This window comes from Pseudoalteromonas sp. NBT06-2, from assembly GCF_002276045.1.
Classification (GTDB): Bacteria; Pseudomonadota; Gammaproteobacteria; order Enterobacterales; family Alteromonadaceae; genus Pseudoalteromonas.
The window spans coordinates 48,226-71,696 of sequence record NZ_NQMR01000030.1 but is presented as its reverse complement, the minus strand read 5'-3'; the positions used below and the strand labels follow the sequence as shown (position 1 = coordinate 71,696).

At 35.9% G+C, this 23,471-nt stretch carries 24 protein-coding genes, 1 pseudogene and 1 riboswitch; of the genes and pseudogenes, 7 read left to right on the top strand and 18 right to left on the bottom strand.

Going from position 1 to position 23,471, the window contains the following annotated elements; genetic code table 11:
• Window positions 1-30 precede the first annotated feature (30 nt).
• Window positions 31-573 carry a DUF4124 domain-containing protein gene (locus CJF42_RS08585; RefSeq protein WP_212668791.1) on the bottom strand — a complete coding sequence of 181 codons (543 nt, stop codon included), beginning with the start codon at window positions 571-573 and terminating at the stop codon, window positions 31-33.
• Between the two features lie 192 nt (window positions 574-765).
• Window positions 766-2,172 (bottom strand): glutamate--ammonia ligase, encoded by a 1,407-nt coding sequence (glnA, locus tag CJF42_RS08580; protein WP_095366284.1) that lies wholly within the window; start codon window positions 2,170-2,172, stop codon window positions 766-768.
• A gap of 466 nt (window positions 2,173-2,638) precedes the next feature.
• Between glnA and typA the strand changes: the two genes are divergently transcribed.
• Complete coding sequence (gene typA, locus CJF42_RS08575; protein ID WP_095366283.1) at window positions 2,639-4,459, top strand: translational GTPase TypA; 1,821 nt, start codon at window positions 2,639-2,641, stop codon at window positions 4,457-4,459.
• 83 nt (window positions 4,460-4,542) lie between these two features.
• Here the strand turns inward: typA and CJF42_RS08570 are convergent, their stop codons facing one another.
• From CJF42_RS08570 to CJF42_RS27360, 3 genes are all read right to left on the bottom strand, one after another.
• Complete coding sequence (locus tag CJF42_RS08570; RefSeq protein WP_095366282.1) at window positions 4,543-4,905, bottom strand: hypothetical protein; 363 nt, start codon at window positions 4,903-4,905, stop codon at window positions 4,543-4,545.
• A gap of 175 nt (window positions 4,906-5,080) precedes the next feature.
• Window positions 5,081-5,281, bottom strand: a complete 201-nt coding sequence (locus tag CJF42_RS27365; protein WP_095366281.1) for a hypothetical protein — start codon at window positions 5,279-5,281, stop codon at window positions 5,081-5,083.
• A gap of 111 nt (window positions 5,282-5,392) precedes the next feature.
• Window positions 5,393-5,638, bottom strand: a complete 246-nt coding sequence (locus CJF42_RS27360; RefSeq protein ID WP_095366280.1) for a hypothetical protein — start codon at window positions 5,636-5,638, stop codon at window positions 5,393-5,395.
• Window positions 5,639-6,029: 391 nt separating this feature from the next.
• Here CJF42_RS27360 and CJF42_RS27355 point away from each other — a divergent pair, with 391 nt between their 5' ends.
• Window positions 6,030-6,176 carry a hypothetical protein gene (locus CJF42_RS27355; RefSeq protein WP_170940536.1) on the top strand — a complete coding sequence of 49 codons (147 nt, stop codon included), beginning with the start codon at window positions 6,030-6,032 and terminating at the stop codon, window positions 6,174-6,176.
• 458 nt (window positions 6,177-6,634) lie between these two features.
• Here the strand turns inward: CJF42_RS27355 and CJF42_RS08555 are convergent, their stop codons facing one another.
• A complete protein-coding gene (locus CJF42_RS08555; protein WP_095366279.1) occupies window positions 6,635-7,276 on the bottom strand; it encodes a DUF2959 domain-containing protein in 642 nt (213 codons plus the stop codon).
• 67 nt (window positions 7,277-7,343) lie between these two features.
• Between CJF42_RS08555 and CJF42_RS08550 the strand changes: the two genes are divergently transcribed.
• From CJF42_RS08550 to dtd, 3 genes are read left to right on the top strand one after another with little or no spacing between them, the layout of a single operon-like run.
• Window positions 7,344-8,237 (top strand): virulence factor BrkB family protein, encoded by an 894-nt coding sequence (locus CJF42_RS08550; RefSeq protein ID WP_095366278.1) that lies wholly within the window; start codon window positions 7,344-7,346, stop codon window positions 8,235-8,237.
• A gap of 60 nt (window positions 8,238-8,297) precedes the next feature.
• A complete protein-coding gene (pip, locus tag CJF42_RS08545; protein WP_095366277.1) occupies window positions 8,298-9,269 on the top strand; it encodes a prolyl aminopeptidase in 972 nt (323 codons plus the stop codon).
• Between the two features lie 14 nt (window positions 9,270-9,283).
• Complete coding sequence (gene dtd / locus CJF42_RS08540) at window positions 9,284-9,727, top strand: D-aminoacyl-tRNA deacylase (protein ID WP_095366276.1); 444 nt, start codon at window positions 9,284-9,286, stop codon at window positions 9,725-9,727.
• A gap of 57 nt (window positions 9,728-9,784) precedes the next feature.
• Here the strand turns inward: dtd and CJF42_RS27350 are convergent, their stop codons facing one another.
• The 3 genes from CJF42_RS27350 to CJF42_RS08530 all read right to left on the bottom strand — a co-directional run bounded on the left by CJF42_RS27350 (window position 9,785) and on the right by CJF42_RS08530 (window position 11,917).
• Complete coding sequence (locus CJF42_RS27350; RefSeq protein WP_170940535.1) at window positions 9,785-9,958, bottom strand: hypothetical protein; 174 nt, start codon at window positions 9,956-9,958, stop codon at window positions 9,785-9,787.
• A 285-nt stretch (window positions 9,959-10,243) separates the two neighbouring features.
• On the bottom strand, window positions 10,244-11,164 hold the full coding sequence (locus CJF42_RS08535) for a 2-hydroxyacid dehydrogenase (RefSeq protein ID WP_095366275.1): 921 nt from the start codon (window positions 11,162-11,164) through the stop codon (window positions 10,244-10,246).
• A gap of 63 nt (window positions 11,165-11,227) precedes the next feature.
• Window positions 11,228-11,917 carry a spermidine synthase gene (locus tag CJF42_RS08530; RefSeq protein ID WP_095366274.1) on the bottom strand — a complete coding sequence of 230 codons (690 nt, stop codon included), beginning with the start codon at window positions 11,915-11,917 and terminating at the stop codon, window positions 11,228-11,230.
• 407 nt (window positions 11,918-12,324) lie between these two features.
• On the opposite strand from CJF42_RS08530, the gene CJF42_RS08525 reads away from it, so the two are divergent.
• On the top strand, window positions 12,325-13,239 hold the full coding sequence (locus CJF42_RS08525; protein WP_095366273.1) for a bifunctional GNAT family N-acetyltransferase/hotdog fold thioesterase: 915 nt from the start codon (window positions 12,325-12,327) through the stop codon (window positions 13,237-13,239).
• 174 nt (window positions 13,240-13,413) lie between these two features.
• On the opposite strand, the gene CJF42_RS28535 is transcribed toward CJF42_RS08525, so the two are convergent.
• Together CJF42_RS28535 and CJF42_RS08515 are read right to left on the bottom strand one after the other, a co-directional pair.
• Window positions 13,414-13,593, bottom strand: a complete 180-nt coding sequence (locus CJF42_RS28535) for a hypothetical protein (RefSeq protein ID WP_252097564.1) — start codon at window positions 13,591-13,593, stop codon at window positions 13,414-13,416.
• A 120-nt stretch (window positions 13,594-13,713) separates the two neighbouring features.
• Complete coding sequence (locus CJF42_RS08515; RefSeq protein WP_095366272.1) at window positions 13,714-13,935, bottom strand: hypothetical protein; 222 nt, start codon at window positions 13,933-13,935, stop codon at window positions 13,714-13,716.
• A gap of 168 nt (window positions 13,936-14,103) precedes the next feature.
• On the opposite strand from CJF42_RS08515, the gene CJF42_RS08510 reads away from it, so the two are divergent.
• Window positions 14,104-14,367: a DUF2913 family protein gene (locus CJF42_RS08510; RefSeq protein ID WP_170940534.1), complete on the top strand. Its 264-nt coding sequence runs from the start codon at window positions 14,104-14,106 to the stop codon at window positions 14,365-14,367.
• Between the two features lie 50 nt (window positions 14,368-14,417).
• On the opposite strand, the gene CJF42_RS08505 is transcribed toward CJF42_RS08510, so the two are convergent.
• From CJF42_RS08505 to torA, 7 genes and pseudogenes are all read right to left on the bottom strand, one after another.
• Window positions 14,418-15,446: a phospholipase A gene (locus CJF42_RS08505; protein WP_095366270.1), complete on the bottom strand. Its 1,029-nt coding sequence runs from the start codon at window positions 15,444-15,446 to the stop codon at window positions 14,418-14,420.
• Between the two features lie 155 nt (window positions 15,447-15,601).
• Complete coding sequence (locus CJF42_RS08500) at window positions 15,602-16,732, bottom strand: succinylglutamate desuccinylase/aspartoacylase family protein (protein WP_095366269.1); 1,131 nt, start codon at window positions 16,730-16,732, stop codon at window positions 15,602-15,604.
• 11 nt (window positions 16,733-16,743) lie between these two features.
• Complete coding sequence (locus tag CJF42_RS08495) at window positions 16,744-17,958, bottom strand: PLP-dependent decarboxylase (protein WP_095366268.1); 1,215 nt, start codon at window positions 17,956-17,958, stop codon at window positions 16,744-16,746.
• Window positions 17,959-17,975: 17 nt separating this feature from the next.
• Window positions 17,976-18,716 carry a 2,3,4,5-tetrahydropyridine-2,6-dicarboxylate N-succinyltransferase gene (locus tag CJF42_RS08490; RefSeq protein WP_095366267.1) on the bottom strand — a complete coding sequence of 247 codons (741 nt, stop codon included), beginning with the start codon at window positions 18,714-18,716 and terminating at the stop codon, window positions 17,976-17,978.
• 36 nt (window positions 18,717-18,752) lie between these two features.
• The gene (dapA, locus tag CJF42_RS08485) at window positions 18,753-19,637 is read right to left on the bottom strand and encodes a 4-hydroxy-tetrahydrodipicolinate synthase (protein WP_095366266.1); all 885 of its coding nucleotides are present in this window, start codon (window positions 19,635-19,637) and stop codon (window positions 18,753-18,755) included.
• 124 nt (window positions 19,638-19,761) lie between these two features.
• Window positions 19,762-19,935: riboswitch (Lysine riboswitch) on the bottom strand.
• Between the two features lie 269 nt (window positions 19,936-20,204).
• The gene (gene torD / locus CJF42_RS08480; protein ID WP_095366265.1) at window positions 20,205-20,819 is read right to left on the bottom strand and encodes a molecular chaperone TorD; all 615 of its coding nucleotides are present in this window, start codon (window positions 20,817-20,819) and stop codon (window positions 20,205-20,207) included.
• 159 nt (window positions 20,820-20,978) lie between these two features.
• A pseudogene (gene torA, locus CJF42_RS08475) lies at window positions 20,979-23,471 on the bottom strand (trimethylamine-N-oxide reductase TorA).

Below are 23,471 nucleotides of genomic sequence, written 5' to 3'. Positions count from 1 at the left end.
TTGATAAAGTGAATTTTCTAGAAGACAAGTTTAAGTACCTGATATAACTGAGTTACGATGTAAGAATAGTTTAATGCTTTTGCTTTTGGCTAAAGACTTGCCTTTTTCATCAATGAGACCTAACTGAAGTTGATGTTCACCGCGGTCTATATTACGTATCACAAATAAAATAGAAGCTTGTGTGTGACCATATTTAGCCCCATCTAAGTACAGTTGCACTTTATGCCCAGGTATAAATCTAGGCCCTATTCGTCCACTAATATGGATAGAACCAGCATTATCTCTAATGGTTTCTTCATGGACTGGACTGGTAATTTCTATGGTGAATTTGATGACTTTATCTTTTTTATTATCATATAAAATACTGGTATCAATCGATTTCATTTCAATGGCTTTACTATTGAGTTTAATTTCTTCGGCATCGACCGATGGTTGAGGTGTATCAGAGAAAACAAGTACGCCTTTCGAGTCTCGCCAAACATATATTTTTTTAGGCGAAGCAAAGCTCTGATTTGTGAATACACACAAAAAAACGGTAAGGAGTATCACTGTAAAAACCATTTTAAAACCCAATTTTGCATCCTTGTTATTTTTGTTTTTATTATGCGAATAAAGCCTTGGCTTAAAACTATAGCAATAAATTAACATAACTGTGCTAACTCTAACCGAACTCTGTTAATTTTTCCATAAAAAAAGCCTGCTTACGCAGGCTTTTGGAACACACATTAAAAATTCTTTTAAGCTAGGCTTAAAATCAGCTACGAATTAACAGCTGTAGTACATTTCAAACTCAACGGGGTGAGTTGTACTGTTTAATTTTTCAATTTCTTGGTTTTTCAATGAGATATAAGCATCAATAAGATCGTCAGTGAATACACCACCTTGAGTTAAGAACTCACGATCAGCATCTAAAGCTGATAATGCTTCTTCAAGAGAACCTGCAACTGTTGGGATTTCTGCAGCTTCTTCAGCGGGTAGATCGTATAAATCCTTATCCATGGCATCGCCAGGGTGGATCTTGTTTTTGATACCGTCAAGACCAGCCATAAGCATTGATGAAAATGCTAAGTAAGGGTTCGCAGTTGGATCTGGGAAGCGTACTTCGATACGACGTCCTTTAGCTGAAGGTACTACTGGGATACGGATTGAAGCTGAGCGGTTACGTGCTGAGTATGCAAGCATAACAGGCGCTTCAAAACCTGGTACTAAACGTTTGTACGAGTTCGTTGAAGCATTAGCAAATGCATTTATTGCTTTTGCATGCTTAATGATACCGCCAATGTAGTAAAGTGCATCTTCAGACAGACCGCCGTATTTATCACCAGCGAATAAGTTGACACCGTCTTTAGCTAACGACTGGTGACAATGCATACCTGAGCCGTTATCACCTACAACAGGTTTTGGCATAAAGGTAGCTGTTTTTCCGTATAAGTGAGCCATGTTATGGATAACATATTTCATTTCTTGGATTTCATCTGCTTTAATAACCATAGTATTAAAGCGAGTTGCGATTTCGTTTTGACCAGAAGTTGCTACTTCGTGGTGATGCGCTTCAACTACTTGACCCATTTCTTCCAGTACTAAACACGTAGCTGAACGCCAATCTTGGAAAGCATCAACTGGTGCAACTGGAAAGTATCCACCTTTAACGCCTGGACGATGTCCTGTATTACCGCCTTCGTAATCTTTATCTGAATTCCAAGCAGCTTGTTCAGAATCAATTTTGTACATAGAACCTGACATATCAGTCTTGTATTTAACGTCGTCAAATACAAAGAATTCTGGTTCTGGACCAAATAAAACAGTATCTGCAATACCGGTAGAGCGCATGTAATCTTCAGCGCGTTTAGCAACAGAGCGCGGATCACGTTCGTAACCTTGTAAATCAGAAGGTTCAACAACGTCACAGCGTATGATTAAAGTTGTTTCTTCTGTAAAAGGGTCTAATTTTGCTGAGTCTGCGTCAGGTAGTAATACCATGTCTGATTCGTTGATACCTTTCCAACCAGCAATTGAAGATCCATCAAACATTTTACCGTCTTCAAAAAACTCTTCATCAACTTGATGATGTGGAACAGAAACGTGCTGTTCTTTACCTTTAGTATCAGTAAAACGTAAGTCAATAAATTTAACATCGTTTTCCTTGATAAGTTTTAAAACCGAATGTGACATGTGTGTCCTCCAACGTGATTTGGGTTGCTTTTATATTTAATTTTTTTACTTGAACTTATTTAGCTTATTTTATGCCAACATGATAAGTTATTGATATTTGGTTCCATTGTTTAGTTTTAGAGATGTTAACTCTACAAGTTTGCACTAAAATGATTCCTTATTGCACTTTTGTGGTGCAGTGAAGTGTTGGAGTAAATAGTATAGCCAATTATTTTGACTAATGTATAAGACAAAAAAACTTTATAAATAGATGCTTGAAAATCAACCAGTAATAATTTAATTTAAATTATTTTTAATTTTTACATTGGATAAACTTTCATCTGTGCAATTATTAAGGGATAATACGCGACCAATTTTTATCTCTATGCTGAGAAATCGCATTTAATATTTTATTAAGGTATTGAAGGGCGGCAAAGAGCGTAGATCTTTTTAGGATCAGCGAGATTAAATTCTCTGAGACAATTATATGAGCATCGAACAGTTACGTAATATAGCCATCATCGCGCACGTTGACCACGGTAAAACAACTTTAGTTGATAAATTACTTGAGCAATCAGGCACTTTAGAAACTCGTGGCGGTAATGAAGAACGTGTAATGGATTCTAACGATATTGAAAAAGAACGTGGTATCACAATTCTTGCAAAAAATACTGCAATCGAATGGAATGATTACCACATCAATATCATAGATACTCCTGGACATGCCGATTTTGGTGGCGAAGTTGAACGTGTACTTTCAATGGCAGATTCTGTTTTATTATTAGTAGATGCTCAAGAAGGTCCAATGCCTCAAACGCGTTTTGTAACGCAAAAAGCATTCGCACAGGGTCTTAAGCCAATTGTTGTAATCAACAAAATCGATAAGCCAGGCGCTCGTCCTGATTGGGTTATGGATCAAGTTTTTGATTTATTTGATAACTTAGGTGCAACTGATGAACAGTTGGATTTTAAAGTGATTTATGCTTCAGCTATCAATGGTTGGGCAACAATGGATTTAGACAAACCGTCTGAAAACATGGAACCTTTATTCCAAGCTGTTATTGATAACGTATTACCACCAGTAGCTGATGTTGAAGGTCCGCTACAAATGCAAATTTCTCAACTTGATTATAACTCATATGTAGGTGTAATCGGTGTAGGTCGTATAAAACGTGGTGCTGTTAAGCCTAACCAACAAGTTACTATCATTAGTGAAAACGGTTCTTCACGTAACGCTAAAATTGCAACAGTTCAAAGTTACTTAGGTCTAGAGCGTATTGAAACTGATGAAGCATTTGCTGGTAATATTATAACGGTTACAGGTTGTGGCGAGCTTAAGATTTCAGATACTATCTGTTGTCCTAACAATGTTGATGCATTACCACCTCTAAGTGTTGATGAGCCAACTGTAACTATGACTTTCTCTGTAAATAACTCTCCTTTCTGTGGTAAAGAAGGTAAATTTGTTACTTCACGTAACATCCTTGAGCGTTTACAAAAAGAATTAGTACATAACGTTGCATTACGTGTTGAAGAGACTGAAAGTCCAGATAGTTTCCGCGTTTCTGGTCGTGGTGAATTACACTTAGGTATATTAATCGAAAACATGCGTCGCGAAGGTTATGAGCTTGCAGTATCTCGTCCGCAAGTAATCATTAAAGATATAGATGGTGTTAGATCTGAACCTTTTGAATCAGTAACAATTGACTGTGAAGAACAACATCAAGGTTCTATCATGGAGCAATTAGGTTTACGTAAAGGTGAACTTACTGATATGGCACCAGATGGTAAAGGCCGTATGCGTATGGATTTCATGATCCCAAGCCGTGGTTTAATTGGTTTCCAAACTGATTTCATGACGATGACTTCAGGTTCAGGTCTTATGTACCATACGTTTGATCATTACGGTCCTCACAAAGGCGGTGAGCTTGGTCTTCGTAAGAACGGTGTTATCATTGCAAATGCAACAGGTAAAGCACTAACTAACGCAATATTTAACCTACAAGCACGTGGTAAAATGTTCATCGGTCACGGTGTAGAAGTTTATGAAGGTATGGTTATCGGTATTCATAGCCGTGATAACGACCTTACAGTTAACGCACTTAAAGGTAAGCAGTTAACTAATGTTCGTGCATCAGGTACTGATGAAGCACAAACACTTACTCCACCAATCATCTTATCACTTGAGCAAGCGCTTGAGTTTATCGATGATAACGAGTTAGTAGAAGTAACACCTTTAAACATTCGTATTCGTAAGCGTCATCTTACTGAAGGTGAGCGTAAGCGTGTAGGTCGCCCTTCTAAGTAATTATTTTTGATGTAATGTTGTGATTTTTAACCTTACACTTTAATTTAAGATTAAAAAAACGCTTTTTAGCTAACCCCATTCAGTCAAGCATGTTTTGACTGAATGGGGTATCGGATTTTGGAAATACGAACGCTCCTTCTTTTGGGGCGTTTTCTTTTTTCTGGCAGGATATATTGTTTTACCTTTTCGCGTATTGCTGTACAAAAGCTTATCCTTAGTGGTGATACGTTAGCCTCTTTGGCAATCAGTGAAATCTCAACCTGAATCAAATTATAGATAAGTAAAATACCGCATATCACCTGTCTAACATCAATTGCAGACTGACTTCGTAATAAAATACTATCGTCAAGTAACTGATGCTTTATTTCTCCATAACCGCATTCTATTTCCCATCTTTCAAAGTAAACATTACGTATTTGTTCTGTTGGATATATTCCACTATCCATTAATGAACTTAATAACTCTGTGATGTGGTTAAGTTGTTTTGTCTCAGGATATAGCACTAATCGAACTTGCCATCGTTCTGGCAAACTTGGGACTTATGTCCTGAAACATTCATTTCAACAAGGTAATTCCCCTCTTCAAATTTTTCTATAATTTCATATTTATACCCATGTTACTTCAAAATGCATGTTTGATGTAACCAAATGACTCAACATGCATATACCCAAGCCACTTCAAGATGTGAGGTTCAGGACTGCTGAGCAATTCATGATCTAGGCGCATTTTTGCATTAATGGTTACTCCCTTAAAAAAAGATGGACCGGCAATATGCTCCTGCATTGCTCTAGTACCTACATCCATGCAGGCAACAACGAGCATGATTTGCTCAGAAGTCCCTGTAAGGTTGGTTTATAAATACTTTATGCAGCGTTATTGATTTTGAAAAGGGAATAAGCATGTTCTTCAATCAATGCCTTGCCTAAAGTATTTCTAATTCCAACTGAATCCTGCACCTTGAAGTGGTTTGGGTATAGGTGTATCGTGGCTACGAAACTGAGTACTATCAATTGAAAATAGTTTTAAGTTATTCCATGTACCTTTGCTGTCTTCTTGCTCTGACCAATGCTTGGCCGTCATCGAAAATAATTGGGCCAGCGGTTCATCAGTAAGTTTTTGTCGTGCCTGAGGAATAGCGCTAGGGGCGACACTATTACCAAGTGAATCACAAAGATGCAACGCAGGAATAAGCTCAAATGAGTCTGAACGAAGATACTGATTAAACTACAAAACTGTAACTAATTTTATTTGACCACTTCAGTTTTCTGGTTCTAAATTCGGAAATGGTAATATTTTTTTGATTTTAAAAAGTTTAATTTCGGAAATATAAGTTTTAATAAAGGCTCTCTGGGTAAAGGCGATTGTACTTTTATTGAAGCTAAATTAGATAAGGAAATGCTGAATTTTTCTAAACCTGAAATTAATAATCATTTAATAACTTAAAAAACCTGAAAATATAATAGAATTAGACTTTAGCTTTGTATCATTTCAAAAGTCAGTAGATCTATCTGATAATTCATTTTATTGTGTACCTGACTTTACTCATACAAAAATGGCTCATCATTTAGGTTTGGATAACTTTAAAGATAAAAAAATTGTAGATAAAAAAGATATTGCAGAATCAAATAAAGATCATGAAGCTGCACTGGAATTAAATACCTTAGAGTTCAAAGTAAAACGATGGACTCAGTTTAATGTTGCTAAATCAAATTATTGATAAATTATATTCAGGTTTCAGTGATTATGGTCGAAGCATTGCTTTATCTTCTGGAGCGTTTGTAGTCTCAATACTTGTTCTTAGTGCGTATTATCTTTTTACGGCATCCAGTTAATTAAACTTAAAATTTTTAGGTTGTTCAATTGAATTAACTATCTATAATTCAGTGCCTTTTTATCTATTAATAAAGGCCTAAAGTCACATGTAATAGAGCAGTTATATGTGGATAAATTTCCCGATTTGTTTGAGATTATGAGTATTATTCAATGAGGTTTGTCATTTATATTTATGTTTTTAATTGGTTTGGCGATTAGAAGTAGGTTTAGGCTATAAAAGTGAATAAATACAAATTAAAAGAATAACATGCAAGACTGAAGTCACGTCTACTTTTAAGAGCTGTCAGGTATAAAAAAGCTTCACTTCGAAGCCTTTTTAATGTTTTGATACAAACCAAAAAACTAGCCTTGGTTCATTTGCTCTATAAATTTATTAGAATCTAAAATTGAGCTATTCATATCTTTTATTAAAGACTGAATATCTCGTTTTAAATTCGTAAATTCACCTTTAATTGCGCTGATAGCTTGTGCATTAAGGTTATGTTTTAAATATAATGTATTGTCTTTTAATGCCGCTAAAACAGGTGTCATTTTTTTTTCTGCTCTACGCATTGAACTTAGTAGTTTATTAAACTGTCTTTGGGTCGCACTTAATTTTTTTTGGCTTTCACGTTTAAGAGTTGCGCTTTGATATTGTTCAAGCTCAATTTCCCATTCTTGAAATAATGCAGTAGCGACATCTTCAACTTTATTGATTCGGTTTGATACATCTTTAGCAGCTGATTCACTCGTCAGGTAATCATCATTTAATTGTTCATATACACTTTGTAATTCGCCGCCATCAAAATTAATTAATGCACTTAAGTGCTCTAATGAAGACTGGAATTGTTTTTGTGATTTTTCTTGAGATTCTTTAGTTGCTTCAACTCTATCAACTAATATATCTCTTTTATGTACACCTACTTTTTCCATGGCAGAATAATAAGCAGATTGACATGCCGTTAATAAAAGCAATGTTGTGCTTATAAGTAATATTTTTTTCATTTGAGTAATATCCTTGAATTCACTTAATGCTATTATAGAGTATCAGACCACTAACTAATAATAAAAAATGCAACAGAAACTAGACGTTACCATTGATAAGTTTAAATCATTCTTGTACCAGCAATCAGTTTGGTGGAAAGCCTATTTATCAAGGTGTCAGCAAGATCAAATTACCGTAAATGCGGGCTATTTGGCTTATGTTACTTTGTTATCTTTGGTGCCTATGATCGCGGTGGGTGTTGCTATTTTTTCAGCTTTTCCTGTATTTGAGTCTTTTCGCACTGGCATTGAAAATTTTATTTTTAATAACTTTGTACCCACGTCGAGTGATGCGATTAAAGAACATATTAGTGCCTTTGCGGGTAATGCCAGTCAAATGACCAGTGTCGGTATTGGATTTTTAGTGGTGGTAGCACTGTTTTTGATCCGCAATATTGATATTACTTTAAATAAAATTTGGCGAATAAAAACTAAACGAAAAGCGATATTTTCACTTGCTATCTACTGGATGGTATTAACATTAGGTCCCGTTATTTTAGGTGCAAGTTTAGGTGTTACGTCATACTTGGTATCACTAGCGAGCATCGCAGATCAGGATATTCCTGGCTTTAGCGGTGTTTTATTGAAATTACTACCTTATATGATTTCAATGGCAGGTTTTATTTTGCTTTATACCCTGGTACCTAACGCTGATGTACCTATAAAGTGCGCTGTACCAGGAGCGTTTTTTGCTGCGGTGTTATTTGAATCAAGTAAAGCAGGCTTTGCTTTGTATATGAGTCACTTTCCATCGTATGAAGTAATTTATGGTGCATTAGCAACTGTTCCTATTTTATTTGTATGGGTTTATTTGTCTTGGATAGTTGTGCTTCTAGGCGCTGAGTTCACGGCTTTATTACAAGAGCAAAAAAAACAAAAGCACATAAAAAGAGCTTTACTTGAAGAAACTACATTAGACTAACTTTTCTATAGCTATACTCTTTGTATTGGATTTTGAAGTAATAATAAAAAGAGGAAAGTGATGCATCAATTATATGGAGTAGAAAAAGCATACCGAAGTTACCATTTAGCCGTTGGTGATGGTCATCAGATTCATATTGAAGAATATGGCTGTGAGGAGGGTATTCCCGTTTTAATATGTCATGGCGGACCAGGTAGCGGCCTTAACCCTCTTCATTGCCGTTACTTTAACCCTGAACATTACCGCCTTATTCTTTTTAGTCAAAGAGGCTGTGGATTATCAACCCCGCATTTCGAATTACAAGGGAATACGACAGCCCATTTAATCTCTGATATTGAGCTACTAAGAGAATTTTTAGATATTTCTTATTGGATGATTACAGGAAAATCTTGGGGATCAACACTCGCGTTATTATATGCTATTGAATATCCTCAAAGAGTCTTAGGTTTATTACTTTGCAGTACTTTTTTAGCACGTAAACAAGATTTAAATTGGTTATTTGGTGAATTAGGCGCTCCAGCACAAGCATTTCCTGAGCAGTTTGATAATTTTAGAGCGAGTCATAATAATGTATCATCTATTTTAGAGTATTATATACATCAACTTAATATGAATGATGAACTTGCATGTATAAAGGCTGCTAAAGCTTGGTGTGAGTGGGAATCTGTTTTATCAGGCATGTATCCAAATCATGATGCAGATTTACATTTAGTGAATAAAGAAAAAGTATTAGATGTAGCTCGTTTAGAAACTCATTATTTTATCCATAATTTTTTTATCGAAGATGATTTCATTTTAAATAATATTGAAAGGCTACAGCATATACCAATGTGGTTTTTGCATGGACGACAAGATTTAATTTCACCATTTGCAGGCGTATACTACCTGACAAAACAATTATCACAGAATTCAAATATTAAGTTGGATATATTAAATAATGTAGGGCATAGTTCAGAAAATATAAACTATGCTAATGCAATTCGAATCGCAGCTGACATGTTTTATTGTTTAATGAAAAAACGATTTAAATAAGGTAATTTAATACAGTGCAGGCGTTAATTCAAAGAGTATCAGAAGCTAAAGTTGTTGTAGATGGACAAATAATAGGAGAAATAGAACAAGGGATTTTAGTTTTATTAGGTGTTGAAAAAGAAGATGAGGAGAAAAAGTCAGATAGGCTGCTAAATAAAATATCAGGCTATCGCATTTTCCCTGATAATGAAGGGAAGATGAATCTAAGCCTAAAAGATATAAAAGGTCAGTTGTTAGTTATTTCTCAATTTACTTTAGTTGCCGATACTAAAAAAGGTATGCGTCCAAGTTTTTCATCTGCAGCTATTCCATCTGAAGCAGAACGACTATATGAATATTTTGTACGCCAAGCACAAAAAGTAGAATCTTTAACTAAAGTGGCAACTGGCGAATTTGGTGCGGATATGAAGGTCAGTTTAGTTAACGATGGACCGGTCACTTTTCGCCTAGAAACCTAAACCCTCGTTATTCATGAAATTGTATCTGCGTTGACTTTACTTATTAGCTCGAATCACTTATATGCCCACGTTTCTCGATTTGCTAAAATCGCGCATTTCCATGTAGCATGGATATAATCTATACCCAAGCCACTTCAAGATGTGAGGTTCAGGACTGCTGAGCAATTCATGATCTAGGCGCATCTTTGCATTAATGGTTACTCCCTTAAAAAAAGATGGAACAACGAGCATGATTTGCTCAGAAGTCCCTGTAAGGTTGGTTTATAAATACTTTATGCAGCGTTATTGATTTTGAAAAGGGAATAACCATGTTCTTCAATCAATGCCTAGCCTAAAGTATTTCTACTTCCAACTGAATCCTGCATCTTGAAGTGGTTTGGGTATATAAGCTCAACGGACCTCGTCAGTTTGTCGCCTTGCTACAATTTCAATTATTTAGAGGATTCACAGAAAACCATAAAGTTGCGTTAGTTGCGAATACTCAGCCTATCATTTACTCTAATTTTGTTCGTTTCTTTAATACCCTAATTTAGCATCAATTAAATTAATTAAAGGCTCGCCTTTTTCCATGTGTTGATAGTTTTCAGCGATTTGCTCAACTATGGTGTTAATGCTTGTAAGTGCTGATGTATGTGGCGTGCAAATAATGCGAGGGTGTAACCAAAATTCATGATCTTTTGGCAAAGGTTCTGTCTGGAATACATCTAAAATAGCACCTAAAATTTCATTATTATCTAAAGCTTTTAACAGGTCATTTTCGATTAAGTGCTCTCCTCGTGCAACATTTATAATGCAGGCGTGATTAGGTAAATGTTGAAAAAGTTCATAGTTTAAAATTCCTTTAGTTTGTTCTGTAAGTGGTAATAAACATACTAAATAATCTGATGATTTTGCCATTTCAATCAAGCCTTCATCACCATGATAACAAGTAATGTTATTTATCTTTTTCTCAGAGCGAGACCAGCCTGAAACTTCAAAGCCATTAAGATTTAAAAGTTCAGCTGTTTTTGTGCCAAGTTGTCCTAAACCTAAAATCCCGACTTTTGATGTTTGATGTGCTCTTTTAGGTTGCCATAATTTTTTTTGTTGTTTAACATGAAACTCATTGAGCCTTAATTTGAAGTTAAGAATTTGCCCAAGTACATAAAGCGCCATATCATCGGCTAATTTCGGGTCAACTATTCTTGCAACTGGTGCATTAGGTAAAGGCTCATTTTTTATTAATCCGTCTACACCGGCACCAAAAGAAGAAATAGCTTTGATATTTGGTAAGTTGCACCATAAATTTTTTGGTGGGTTCCATACTAAAACAAATTCTACTTTTAATGGGTCTACAATTTCAGGCCATATTTCAATGAGAATTTCAGGAAGGGCATCGGATAATAATATTTGTAGCTTTGTCATATCTCTATTTGGTACAGCAATCAGTAAACTCATTGTTTAGTTCTTTATAGCTTCAACTGATTTTAATCATACCTTGTCGACTTTAAACTTTAAACTTTAAACTTGGAGCCACAATAAATTATTACTAAATCCAGGTATTTTTATATGTTCAGCGGGTGACTTAAATACATATTTAAGTGTTTTTTTTAGCTGAATTAATTGAGATTCATGCTCTGCAACAAAATTAATAAATATCCAACCATTTGTATTGAGTACATGATAAATATCTTCATAAAAATCTTGTTTGAATAAAAAAGTAGGTGGGTCAACTTTACAAAATAGATCTACGATTATCCAATCAAATGTTTGCTGACCCTTGAGTTCAATCGTTGCATCTTCACAATGCAGGTTTGAAGCGGCAAAACCACCAAAATATTTTTTGTAACAATGTATTATCTCTGAGTTTTTTTCAACGGTAATGATATTGGCTTTAGGATAGTGTCGGAGTAAGTAATTTCGAATAGCGCCAGCGCCTAATCCAAGTTCTAAAACTGACAGAGGTTTTGTTAGTGGCTGCCAAATTTCTGATAATGTTTTTAAGTGAGGAAAAAGTAAATGCTCAGGATTATCTTTTTCAATAACTGATTGTAATATTTGATCTATGAGCAACCAGCGTAGTTTTTTGTGCTGTCTTACCTGTACGCTTTGACCGTATTGCTTATGCCAATAAATAACATGGCCAATATCATTACAATGCTTTATAAAGTTGTTACTAATGACACCTGTTTTGGCTTTAATGTAATCCATTTTTTTTAAGGATCCTGACTTCTCAGATTAAAATTGAAGGATTGAGTTCCTTCATATATACCCAAGCTACTTCAAGATGCGAGTTTCAGTTGGAGTTAAAAACGATTTAGGCAAGGCATTGATAGCAGAGAATACTAATTCCCTTGTCAAAATCAATAACGCGATATAAATCGTTTTTAAGTCAACCTTTCAGGCGTTTAACAGGAACTTACCATTTCTGAAAAGTTGCGCCTTGATATTAAGTCCCTGTGAAATGCTGAATCCTGCCCCTTGAGGTAACTTGAATAAATTTAATTATTAATCTGGATCATAGTCAAACTTTGCTGATCATGCCAATGATGTATTTTATCTTAAGGTTTTTTGATGTATGGTGTTTTGCAAATATAATCGCTGCAATAGGAATTTTTATGTTTAAGGTGACAACACCTAATAGTAGCCAAGACTGGCAAGATTATTATCAATTACGTTGGCAAGTTTTACGTGCTCCATGGAAGCAACCTAGGGGTTCTGAACAAGATGATTTGGAGCAAGATTCAGATCATAGGTTTATTAAAAATGATAAAGGCGAAGTTTTAGGTGTTGCAAGGTTACACTTTAATAGTCATGTTCAAGCACAAGTACGTTATATGGCGGTATCAGATGAACATAGAGGTCAGCATTTAGGTAGTCGATTATTAAATGAGTTAGAGTTATTAGCTTGGGAGCAAGATGTTGATGAATTAGTGCTTTTTGCTAGAGAAAGAGCCTTAAATTTTTATCAAAGCCATGGTTACGAAGTAAAAGAAAAAGCGCATTTAGCTTATGGCGATATTCAACATTATCGTATGATAAAAATGCGCCCATCTCAGCCTGGTTGGTTTAGACACCCTGATTGGGCGCAGGTTTTACAAAATACCTGGCGTGAATCTATCCCTATATCTGATGCAATGGGAATTAAAGTCGAAAGTTATACCGATTGGCAATTTACCACTCGCGCTGATTTTGGTGCGAATGTAAACCTTCATGGCTCGATGTTTGCTGGTTCTATTTATAGTTTAGCAACTTTAACAGGTTGGGGCGCGACATATTTAGCACTTAAAGAGCAAAAGCTTGAAGGTGAAATTGTTTTAGCTGATGCCAATATTAAATATTTAAAACCGTTAAAAACACAGCCAAAAGCAAGCGTTAAATTGAGTGATTGTGAGGGTAAACTCGATAAATTATCTGATGGCAATAAAGCTAAGTTTATTGTTCCCGTTACTGTATATGATGGTGAAAAAGCTGTCGCAGAATTTGAAGGTGTTTTTGTTGTACAGCCTAAGAATAAAAAGAGTCGGTCGTAAGCGACCGATTTTAAAAGAATACTAACTGATTTCAGTGAACTGTTTTTTATCTAATTCTACCAATTGGTTTTGCACATACTTATGAATAGTATCTTATGTTGCATTGCCAATTGTTGCTAAAAAACAACTCTGAGTCCAAAGTTTCCTCGCCCAGTAAAACCTGTACTTCGATACTTAGGTATCCTCATAAAATGATATATTAGGGGCTGTTGATCTTTTGAGATTACTTTTGCAGCGAATTGTTGGGAATTTATACAAGGCAGAGGCTTTGTCATGTGGTTGTTCCACATAAAAAAGTGATAACGCAGTAAAAATGCTCAACAAACGCTGTCCGAAGGATTCGGCTAAAAGCATTTTATTCTTTGTTGAGTCGTATTAACTTAGAATGACTAGGCTACACACTACTCGCCGCGACTAAAATACTTTTATCTCGAACAAAATTTAACCCTGAAAGATCAACAGCCCCTAAACTGATTAAAATGAAATTGATAACTGTAAACCACTATATAAATGCTCTTTTGCCTGCCAATTATGACCATCTATTTGGCGTAAGCGGGTAAATAAATCTAATCCTACTTCGCCATAAATTGATATATCAGAGAAAAAGCCAAACTTCACACTAGTATCCCATGTTAAGTAGTGATTGTTATCACCTGTTTTATCAGTGATATCTCCATAACCAATAGCAGAGGTCATATATACATCAAAATTAGTATGAGGACTGCCAAATGGGATTTCGATGCCTAAGCTAGAGATAGTGTCTTTGTTATGTTTTTCATTTTTTATAAAAATTAGCTAAGTGATATTTTATATTTATTTGTTTTGTGTATTATTATGGGTACTTTAACTTATGTGGGGTTTGGTTTGAACGACTATAAACAATCAATTACGGATATGTCTTGGTGTGGTTTAGTATCTCTGGCGATCGCACAGCAAAATGGTGATTGTGGCTTTAATGCAATACATGAAAATAGATTTTTAAGTAAGTGGTTATATGTTGCTTATAAGCAAAAAAGATTTTCGAAAACAATAGCGACAGATTTAGAGCATTTAATTAGAATAGCTAAAAGTAAAGGCCAATTTGCAAAATTAAAAGAGTTGTTAATTGAGTTATATCAACAACCATAAATTACAGCACGGTGGTTAGCTTAACCAGCGTGTTGTTCAAGTGACAAAATTTATAGTAAGTCGCTAAGCAGTATCCCGACACCAAAGCGCTCTACAGATGCGTTATAGTCAATTAAGCTTTCGCTATAGCCATTAAAATATTGTACATATCCGCGTAATCGGCCCCAAAGTGGAAAAGACCAATCAAGCTGCAAAGCACCACGGTTATTTTTGCTTAAATTATTACGGCTCATAAAACCAAATTCATGCGCTTTGTAACGATAAGCACCAGACAATTCGTAATATCCCATATATTTGTAAATATTAGGATTATCATCCCCTTCAGGTTGATTGGGTTCTTCTTTTTTATCTTCAGGTAATCGGTACCAAGGTTTAAAACTGAATACAAAACCGTTTTGCTCCCAAATTATGTTAGCATAAATTCGATTCCAAGAGCGGGATAAAGCAGTGCTTTTACCGTTAGATTGATGCTCAGCACCTACAACCACTATCATTTCATCACCCCAAAGCGTATTCTCTTTATCAAGTATATTTGCCCAGTATATTTCTGGCTGATAGTTAGTTTCTCTAAATGGTGCAGAAATATCTGAATTATAAACTTGCCAATATGATTGCATTGTAAAAGCAAAATAGACGGCTTGATCTTTATCTGAAAAGTTATCGAATAATGATACTTTTAATGATAATTGAAATTTAGCTTCAAAATTATCTAGTATTTCTTCTCCTTCTTCTAATCCTTGAGAGTTAATAATAGGAATATTATTAGGGCTACTCATATAAGTGAATGGTAGTATATAGTTACGTTTATGTGGTGTGATAACATTAGGATTGCTTTGAGAAATTAACTCCCTTGAAACACGTTTATTAATTGCTGTAAGTTGCTTTTCTTCGGCGAACTCTTTACATTTATTTTTTAAATCAGCAACTGTTTGCGAAGCATCACCAGAGAATAGCTCGTTTAAAACACATTGTTTTACCTGATGGGGGGATTTTCTTTGCTGCTCAGTTTGTTGTTCTGCGAAACTAGACAAACTAAAATTAAGTAGGGTTAAGCTAAAAAATTTGATAAATAAATTCATTTCTATCGTGTTTAAAGAGGTAAAGTCATACACAGTATACTGAATTTAGATATATCTAAAAAGAAAAAGGCAAACGATTTTCACCGTTTGCCTTGCTTAGTCATAAACTAAAGTCGATGACTCTCACGCAATACTGTCGCACCGAGTTTATTTGGCTAGGTGAGTTGTTTGTAATTAGTCATAAATTTATAAAGTTCAGTACCTTGGTTAACGCTGGCTGATGCAAAATGTAAAATTGTTATAGCATCTTGGTCTAAACAAATTGACTGTAAAGGCTGCTCGGATAAATATCTTTCCATACGTAATATATTAGCTATGGGTTCACCTGCCTTTATGTGGCTGCCAAGTGGTGCTAAGTATTCAACCATGCCTCCCATTGGCGCATAAAATGCGATGTAATCTTTTAACTCACATACATAACGTAACATAGTTTTTGGTTGATGTTTTGAATCTGTAAATGCTTCTTTATAAGTTAAATAACTTAAAATACTATCGGCATCGTTTTTAGCTTCTTTCAGATCGATTAGCTCTTGAGAGCCTAACTCAACGGTAAAGGCTTCAACGGCGACAGGAAACTCTTTATCTAAAGCAGAAAATGCTTCAGTTAAACTCCACCAAGGACAAAAATTAGCTTCATCCATCGCACCATCAAAATCATTTGGGATCATAAGTACATGTGGAATATCAAAGTAACTAGCACTCGTTTTTGCATATTTAGGGCAATATAAATGTTTACTTGAAATTGGGCCTGTATGTAAGTCGAGTACAATATCTGCTTTATGAGCTAGTTTTTGTAAGTTTAACGCGATGCGCTTACCTGTTGTGATAGCATAAGCTGGCCCATCTAATACTTTATCTACTTCAGATATAAGCGCTTGCCTAAATTCTTTTCTAATTGTTTCAAAATCACTATTTAGATGCTTTTGTACAAACTCTTTAACCAAGAAGGTATTATCTTGGTACATGCGATTCCAGTTAGTGCCAGTGATAGGATCAAAGCGACCTAAAGTAAATTCTCCTGACTTTTGATTACAGCCAATTGGATTTGCATAAGGAACCAAAGTGATATCAGCTGTTAAATGCATATGCTTTAGCTGTTCTAGTAATTGATAAATGACTGCATTACCTTGGACTTCTGCTCCATGCATATTGGCTTGAATATAAACTTTCGGCCCAGTAGCATTGCCTTTAATACGGTATACAGGAATGGTTAATGGTAAACCATTTGCAATTTCACCAACTTGAATATCTTCTTGGGTGATTTGGTTTGTTATTTGAGTTGTCATAACTTATTACCTTAATACAAATAGCTTTGAGCAAGTTGTGCTGGGCGAATACAGTGAGTTTGATTATTTACAATCACATACTCTGCAGCTAACTCATGGCATAAAAAATAAGGCATACTCTCAGTAAAACCATAAGCACCACACTGGTTGAATATCAACCAGTCATTTTCATTTATATCAATCGCTAAACTATGTTCACCTAGGTTATCTAATGCGGTACACAATGGGCCATGTATATTGAATGCTTTACTTGGTGCATTCGAATTTCTAAGTAATAAAGCAGGGAAATCTTGAGAGGTAACCGCTGGACGTAAAATATGATTGATACCGCCTGCCATAATGAGTTGATCAATCCCATAGTTTTGCTTTTGTTCAACCACAGGATTTGCGTAATAACCGTATTCACCCACGGCGTAACGGCCAAGTTCCATCCACAGTTGCTCAACACCCGCATTTTTTTTGATAAGGATAAGTGCTTCGATTAATTCAGGCCAATGTAGTTTTTTATCTTCCTCTGTATAGGGAATACCTAAACCCCCACCTAAATCAAGTGTTTTTAATACAAATCCTAAATCTGTGGCAAGTTGCTGTAAAGGCGCCACCATTTTTGACCATAAACCTGCTAGTTTTTCAGTGCTCAGTATATTGCCCCATTGAAAAATATGTAAGCCAGTAAAGTTCAGTTGTACGTAATCTGCAATATTAAGCGCTTGCCATTGCTCACAGCTTAAACCAAAAGGGGTAAGGCTATCACCGCCTAAAGGGTTTTTTTCCCCTTCAGGCCAACGTAGTTGTACTCTGAGTAATATATTGAGTTTAATTTCTTGTGCTGCGGCTTCTTCGTTTAACCATTTTATTTGGTTAATACTTTCAGCAACAAAAGTACGCACGCCTAAGTTAATAAATTCATTAATTTGGCGCTTACTTTTTGCAGGACCAGTATTGAGTACGCGATTAGGATCTATGCCTTGTTTGAGTACTTGCTTTAATTCACCACTACTTGCAACATCAAAGTTAAAACCTGATTTATCTATGGTTTTTATAATAGAGGAAAGCGGATTAGCCTTTACTGCGTACCATAGCTTAATACCTGCATCACTTACTGATGACGTTAAGTTTTGTAAATGTTCAGCTAAACCATCTAAATCATAAGTAAAGAATGGGTAAGCTTCATTTTGACTTATGCTATCGATATGTTGGCGAATAGAGGGGCTCAAAAAACTCATAATGATCCTAACTTTACTTATCTTAAAATGTCTTCAAGCTCTAAAGATGCGTCGCTTTGTTCATCGCGGTATTTCACGATTAATGCACAAGACATACTTAACCCTTGGGCTTTGCCCCACTCACTAGAAGATGGACGAGAACCAGGGATCACAATCGCGTTTTCAGGAATTGCCTCTCCTTTATCTAATACACGCTCGTTTACACAGTCATAAACCGGAATCGTGGCTGAAAGGCGTACACCTGGCGCTAAAACGGCACCTTTTTTAACAACAGCACCTTCAACTAATACACAACCTGCGCCAATAAAAGCGTCATCTTCAACAACAACTGGGCTTGCACCAATAGGTTCTAATACCCCACCAATTTGTACTGCAGCACTTAGATGTACGTTTTTACCAATTTGTGCACATGAACCAACGAGTACATTACTGTCGACCATAGTACCAGCACCAACATAAGCACCTATATTTACATATGCTGGCGGCATGATAATTGTGCCTGATGCAACATGAGCTCCACGACGAACACTTGAACCGCCAGGAACTATACGTACATTATCTTGGGCAGAAAAACCACGAGGTGCTAAATTGTCTTTATCTACAAAGCCGCCAGGAAATTCAGTGTTAGAGCCATTTTTGAATGCTTCTAAAATACCTTTTTTAACTTCAATATTGGCATGCCATTGACCATTTTCGTCTTGAGTTGCTGCGCGTACAGTACCGTTTTCTAAATTATTTAAAAGTGCTAACCAGTTCATTTTTAATATACCTATTCTTTAAATCGAAAAATTTTGTTACTGCCAAGATAAAATCGTGGCGTTTGCGTGTTCTAGTGCCGAAAAGTCGGTTAATTCTAGGTGGGTTAATGGTGGCCTTAAATCAGCTAAAGGTAAGCGACCTTGCTGTTGCATTAATGCTTTTACGGGAATTGGGTTGGCCACAGCAAATAAACTGTTGACGGATTTAGTCCAAGTTTGAAAAAGGTTAGGGCAAGTACCTAATAATGATCGACGTACAAATTCAGCAGTTTGTTCAGGCCAAGCATTGGCAGCAACAGAAACTAAGCCTTTTGCACCCGCTTGGGAAAAGTAAGGAAGTAGGGCGTCATCACCACTAAAAATAGCGATCTCGGGTGCGGCAGTTCTAAAGCTTTCAAATTTGCTAATGTCACCGCTGGCTTCTTTCATTGCCCATAGGTTTTTGTGATGGGCAAGGTTTTTAATAACTTCAGGTTCTATTTCTACAGCACTGCGTCCTGGTACGTTGTAAATCATACAAGGGAAATTGGCTGTCGATAAAAGTGTATCAAACCATTGAGTTTGACCTACAATGCCTGGTTTAGCGTAAAGTGGAGAGCCAAGTAAATATGAATCTATTGGCAATTGATTACAGTATGATACCCACTCTTGTTGTTGTTTTAAATTGCTGCCACCGACTGCAACCATTAAAGGTACGCTGGGCTTTAATTGACATACATATTTAACGATAGATTTATGTTCATCTAAAGTAAGGGCTAAGCCTTCACCAGTACTGCCTAATAATAAAATACCGTTATTTGCAGCAACTTGATCGGCTACTAAACGCGCTAAAGTTTCAAAATCAATATTATTTTGAGCATTAAAAGGCGTGATTAACGCAGTCCATAAAGGATAGTCATTTAAGTTATATTTTTGGTTCATCTCTACCGAACTCATATCATATTCGAGAGGCAGTTTTGGGGGCTAGCCCGTTATTACCAATCGAACATATTAAATTCGAAGAGCAATGGGCTTAAGAAGAAAAGGCTTAAAGCCTTAATTCTTTAAGACCAGAAGCTCTCCACCATTAGGTGACAGTCAATTGGGATTCAACCCAATCGCCCGAAACTTTATTAAAGCAAATAATAAAAATCTCTCGGCGTTAATTCCCATCACAAGTTCTCACTGGAGTTTGCTCTCCTAAAACTTGTTACCTGAATAACGCACCTCTTCTAGCCCTATCACTTATCGTCATGTGAAAATTCACATAACAATAAATTTATGAATAGGGGAATTAATGACTAATTAAATAATCAGTAATTAAGAGAATTTAAACATTTTAGACATCTACATGTCAATGAGGTTTTTTGTTATTTGTTATAACCAATTTTTAAATCTGTGGTAAATAAGGAGGGAGAAGTAAGGTTTTAGGTATAAAAAAACGCCGAACTGAAATAAGTTGGGCGTTTTTGGTGAAAATATCTTAAAGGTGATATAAATAAAGATAGTTTATTTTTCTGATTCGAGCCACTGCACTTCACTATTCATCCAAGCTTGTGTGAGTTGGGCTACAGCGCTATAAAATTGACCTTGATCGGTTTTATTTACTTGTACAATAAATTTATCTATCCAGTTATTTAAGCTGGTTTGTAAAAAGGTTAACTGTGAAGCTTCATTTTCATTTATTACTAAATGTTTTGTATAAGCTAATATCACTGCAATATGATCTGCAGGCTCTTTAAATTCAGGTTTAAGTTGTAATTGGCTTTGTTGTAAAAAGGCCGCCATTGCTTGATGCTGTTCGCCAAACAAAGTGGCATCTTTTTCGTTTAAATAGAGGCTTGCATAAGGAGATGCTGAATGTTTTGTGCCCACTAAAAATAAACCACAATAATCAGCCGCTAATTCTAAAATATCAGTTTTAGACTTTAGTTTTGAGAGTGTTTGCGTGATTACTTTAACGGGAGCTGAAAAGTCATCTTGTGTTGCCATTTGTTGCCAAAAATCTTGCGCTGGCAGTGAGTTAAACTCAGTAATAAAACTTTGGTCAATTTCTTGAGCAAATAAAGATGAAAGTAATTGATATACACGACCGCGAGCTAGATCCATTTCATTGTTTGTCATATTTTCACCTATATACTCATTATCCTTGAAACTGCAGCTTTGTTGGTAACATTTATTTACTGTCTCACTGCACTTCAATAATTTTGAGTCTAATCTAAAAATTTAAAAAGAATATGAAGAAAGTATATTCCCCATACAATTAACAGAGGCTTAATTTAATTAAATTTGCACTTCTATCGGGCCATTGAAAGAGCTTATTAGTGGTACTTTTCCTGTGAACTTTTCATAATTAACTAAACAAGTATAAGCTGAACATGCTTGCGCTAATTTAGATGTGCCAATATCTTGCGTTAAGGTATTTGGATCGCCATAACTACAAATTGCACCGACTTTTGCACCGCCTTCAACTGAGCCATCATCGCCTACAGGGCCATACCAAGCACCTTCTTCAATACGAATAACGCCACGAGAAAAGTTCTTTGATATTACTGCGCCAGCTAATAACTGGCCTCTATCGTTAAATACGCGAACGATATCACCGTCTTTAATGCCACGCTCTTTTGCATCTTCAGGATTTAAATAAACAGGCTCACGACCTTTTACCGTATATGTTTCGCGGAATTCTTTTGATTCACACATTTGAGAATGTAAACGTTTATCTGGATGACAAGACTGCATCCATACAGGATACTTATCTGATCCCGGACCACCGTGACTACGCTCTGTTTTTTCCATCCAAATTGGGTGACCTTTACAATCATCGTAATTGAACCTATCTATTTTACGGCTAAATATTTCAATTAACCCTGATGGCGTACCTAGTGGATTTATTTCAGGATCTTCTCTGAATTTAGCGTGGCGAGTCCAAGGTTTTCCTTCACCAAAATGCACATAACCATCTTGCTAGAACTGTTCAAACTCAGGCATTTTAAACTTGCCATCATTTGCAGATTTACAATCGTCATAGAGTTTTTTTAGCCACTCAAATTCACTCATATCACGGGTATATTCTTTTTCACGACCTAATATTTTTGCAAATCGAGTGAAGATTTCAAAATCTGATAGGCTATCAAATAATGGCTCAACCATTTTTTGCATTGCTATTAACCCGCGATTTGCATAACTACCATAAATATCAATATCGTTGCGCTCTAATGTGGTACAAGCTGGTAAAACAATATCTGAAAAACGACAGCTTGCTGTCCAGTTCATATCTACCGTAACCACACATTCTAATTTATGAAATGCTTGTTTCATGCGGTTACGGTCTTGATGATGATTCCAAGGATTATTACCTGAAATTACCATCATTTTAATATCTGGGTAAGTTACTTTTGAACCGTTTGCATCTATGGTTTTACCCGGTTCTAATATGGCATCAACCCAACGTGCAACGGGTATGGTTTTGCTTGCACCTTTAAAGTCATCGTTATCAAATAATGGTTTTTGACCTTCATCTAAATTTCTAGGGAAACCACCAGGCGCAGCGGCACCAGAAGAAGGTACGCCTATGCTTGAATAATGATGGCCATAACTAATACCGCCACCAGGTAAGCCAATTTGGCCTATCATAGTTGCCAGTACTGCAGCCATCCAATAAGGCTGCTCACCATGTTGTTGGCGTTGAATACACCAGCCCATTAGCATTTGAGTACGACCAGACACTAAGGTTTTTGCTAATAGCTTGATAACTTTTTCATCAACACCTGTTATGCCTGAAGCCCAAACTGTGGTCTTTTCTATGCCATCGGTTTCACCCATTAAATAAGGCACAAATTTATCAAAACCTAGGCTATAACCTTTAATAAAATCTTTATCATGCCAGTCATTTGTGTAAATTTCGTGTGCGATACCTAACATCAGCGGCACATCAGTTTGTGGATTTACATAAATGTTTTCACAGCCTAAATAATTTTGAGTTTTAGTTGTTACAGGATCTATGCTGATAACTTTGATTTTGCCTGCTTTTACTTTTTCTTTCAGTTGTTCTAAATATTCATAAGCGTCATGAGTTTCTGCATTCCAACCTACTTGTAGATTTTTATACGGATCATTTGCCCATAAAATAATGTTATCTGAATTATCTAAAATTAATGGCCATGATGTGCCTTGTGCATATACTTCGGTTGAACCCAGTATATAAGGCAAAATTGTTTGACCCGCACCTGTTGAGTAATCACCAATTTTTTTAACGTAATTACCATGCATATTCACAGCACGTTGCATATGGCTGGTACTTGAATGCAACTGTCCTGTTGCACGCCAACCCGTTTGACCTGCATGTAGTGCCGATGGACCATAGTTAGTTTGAATTTCATCTAATGAGTCTTTAAATAAATTTAAAGCTCGATCCCAAGTCACACGTACAAATCTAAAATCACCTCTTTGTGTGGTATCGCTTTTGTGACCTTTTAATAAAAAGTCGAGTCTTACCATAGGGTAGCGTACACGAGATGGGTTATAAACCAAACCTTTTATGCCATTGATCATATCACTTGGATATTTATCAGAATCAAAAGGTTTTACTTGGTCAATCACACCATTTTTACGTTTTATTTTAAATGCACCAAAGTGCGAACCAGTTGTTAACCAATCATCATTTTTACGTGCCCCAGCTTTTGCAAGTGCATTAAGAGGTGCTAGTACAGAAGCGCCGCTTACTACAAAGTAAGATGTTGATAGTAGGCCTTTTAAGAAAGTTCTTCTATTCAT

Bases quoted from the DNA above. Each gene is read 5' to 3' on its own strand.
- glnA (WP_095366284.1), bottom strand. From the start codon at position 2,172: ATGTCACATTCGGTTTTAAAACTTATCAAGGAAAACGATGTTAAATTT.
- typA (WP_095366283.1), top strand. From the start codon at position 2,639: ATGAGCATCGAACAGTTACGTAATATAGCCATCATCGCGCACGTTGAC.
- CJF42_RS08570 (WP_095366282.1), bottom strand. From the start codon at position 4,905: ATGGATAGTGGAATATATCCAACAGAACAAATACGTAATGTTTACTTT.
- CJF42_RS27365 (WP_095366281.1), bottom strand. From the start codon at position 5,281: ATGCTCGTTGTTGCCTGCATGGATGTAGGTACTAGAGCAATGCAGGAG.
- CJF42_RS08555 (WP_095366279.1), bottom strand. From the start codon at position 7,276: ATGAAAAAAATATTACTTATAAGCACAACATTGCTTTTATTAACGGCA.
- CJF42_RS08550 (WP_095366278.1), top strand. From the start codon at position 7,344: ATGCAACAGAAACTAGACGTTACCATTGATAAGTTTAAATCATTCTTG.
- pip (WP_095366277.1), top strand. From the start codon at position 8,298: ATGCATCAATTATATGGAGTAGAAAAAGCATACCGAAGTTACCATTTA.
- CJF42_RS27350 (WP_170940535.1), bottom strand. From the start codon at position 9,958: ATGCTCGTTGTTCCATCTTTTTTTAAGGGAGTAACCATTAATGCAAAG.
- CJF42_RS08535 (WP_095366275.1), bottom strand. From the start codon at position 11,164: ATGAGTTTACTGATTGCTGTACCAAATAGAGATATGACAAAGCTACAA.
- CJF42_RS08530 (WP_095366274.1), bottom strand. From the start codon at position 11,917: ATGGATTACATTAAAGCCAAAACAGGTGTCATTAGTAACAACTTTATA.
- CJF42_RS08525 (WP_095366273.1), top strand. From the start codon at position 12,325: ATGTTTAAGGTGACAACACCTAATAGTAGCCAAGACTGGCAAGATTAT.
- CJF42_RS28535 (WP_252097564.1), bottom strand. From the start codon at position 13,593: ATGCTTTTAGCCGAATCCTTCGGACAGCGTTTGTTGAGCATTTTTACT.
- CJF42_RS08515 (WP_095366272.1), bottom strand. From the start codon at position 13,935: ATGACCTCTGCTATTGGTTATGGAGATATCACTGATAAAACAGGTGAT.
- CJF42_RS08505 (WP_095366270.1), bottom strand. From the start codon at position 15,446: ATGAATTTATTTATCAAATTTTTTAGCTTAACCCTACTTAATTTTAGT.
- CJF42_RS08500 (WP_095366269.1), bottom strand. From the start codon at position 16,732: ATGACAACTCAAATAACAAACCAAATCACCCAAGAAGATATTCAAGTT.
- CJF42_RS08495 (WP_095366268.1), bottom strand. From the start codon at position 17,958: ATGAGTTTTTTGAGCCCCTCTATTCGCCAACATATCGATAGCATAAGT.
- CJF42_RS08490 (WP_095366267.1), bottom strand. From the start codon at position 18,716: ATGAACTGGTTAGCACTTTTAAATAATTTAGAAAACGGTACTGTACGC.
- dapA (WP_095366266.1), bottom strand. From the start codon at position 19,637: ATGAACCAAAAATATAACTTAAATGACTATCCTTTATGGACTGCGTTA.
- torD (WP_095366265.1), bottom strand. From the start codon at position 20,819: ATGACAAACAATGAAATGGATCTAGCTCGCGGTCGTGTATATCAATTA.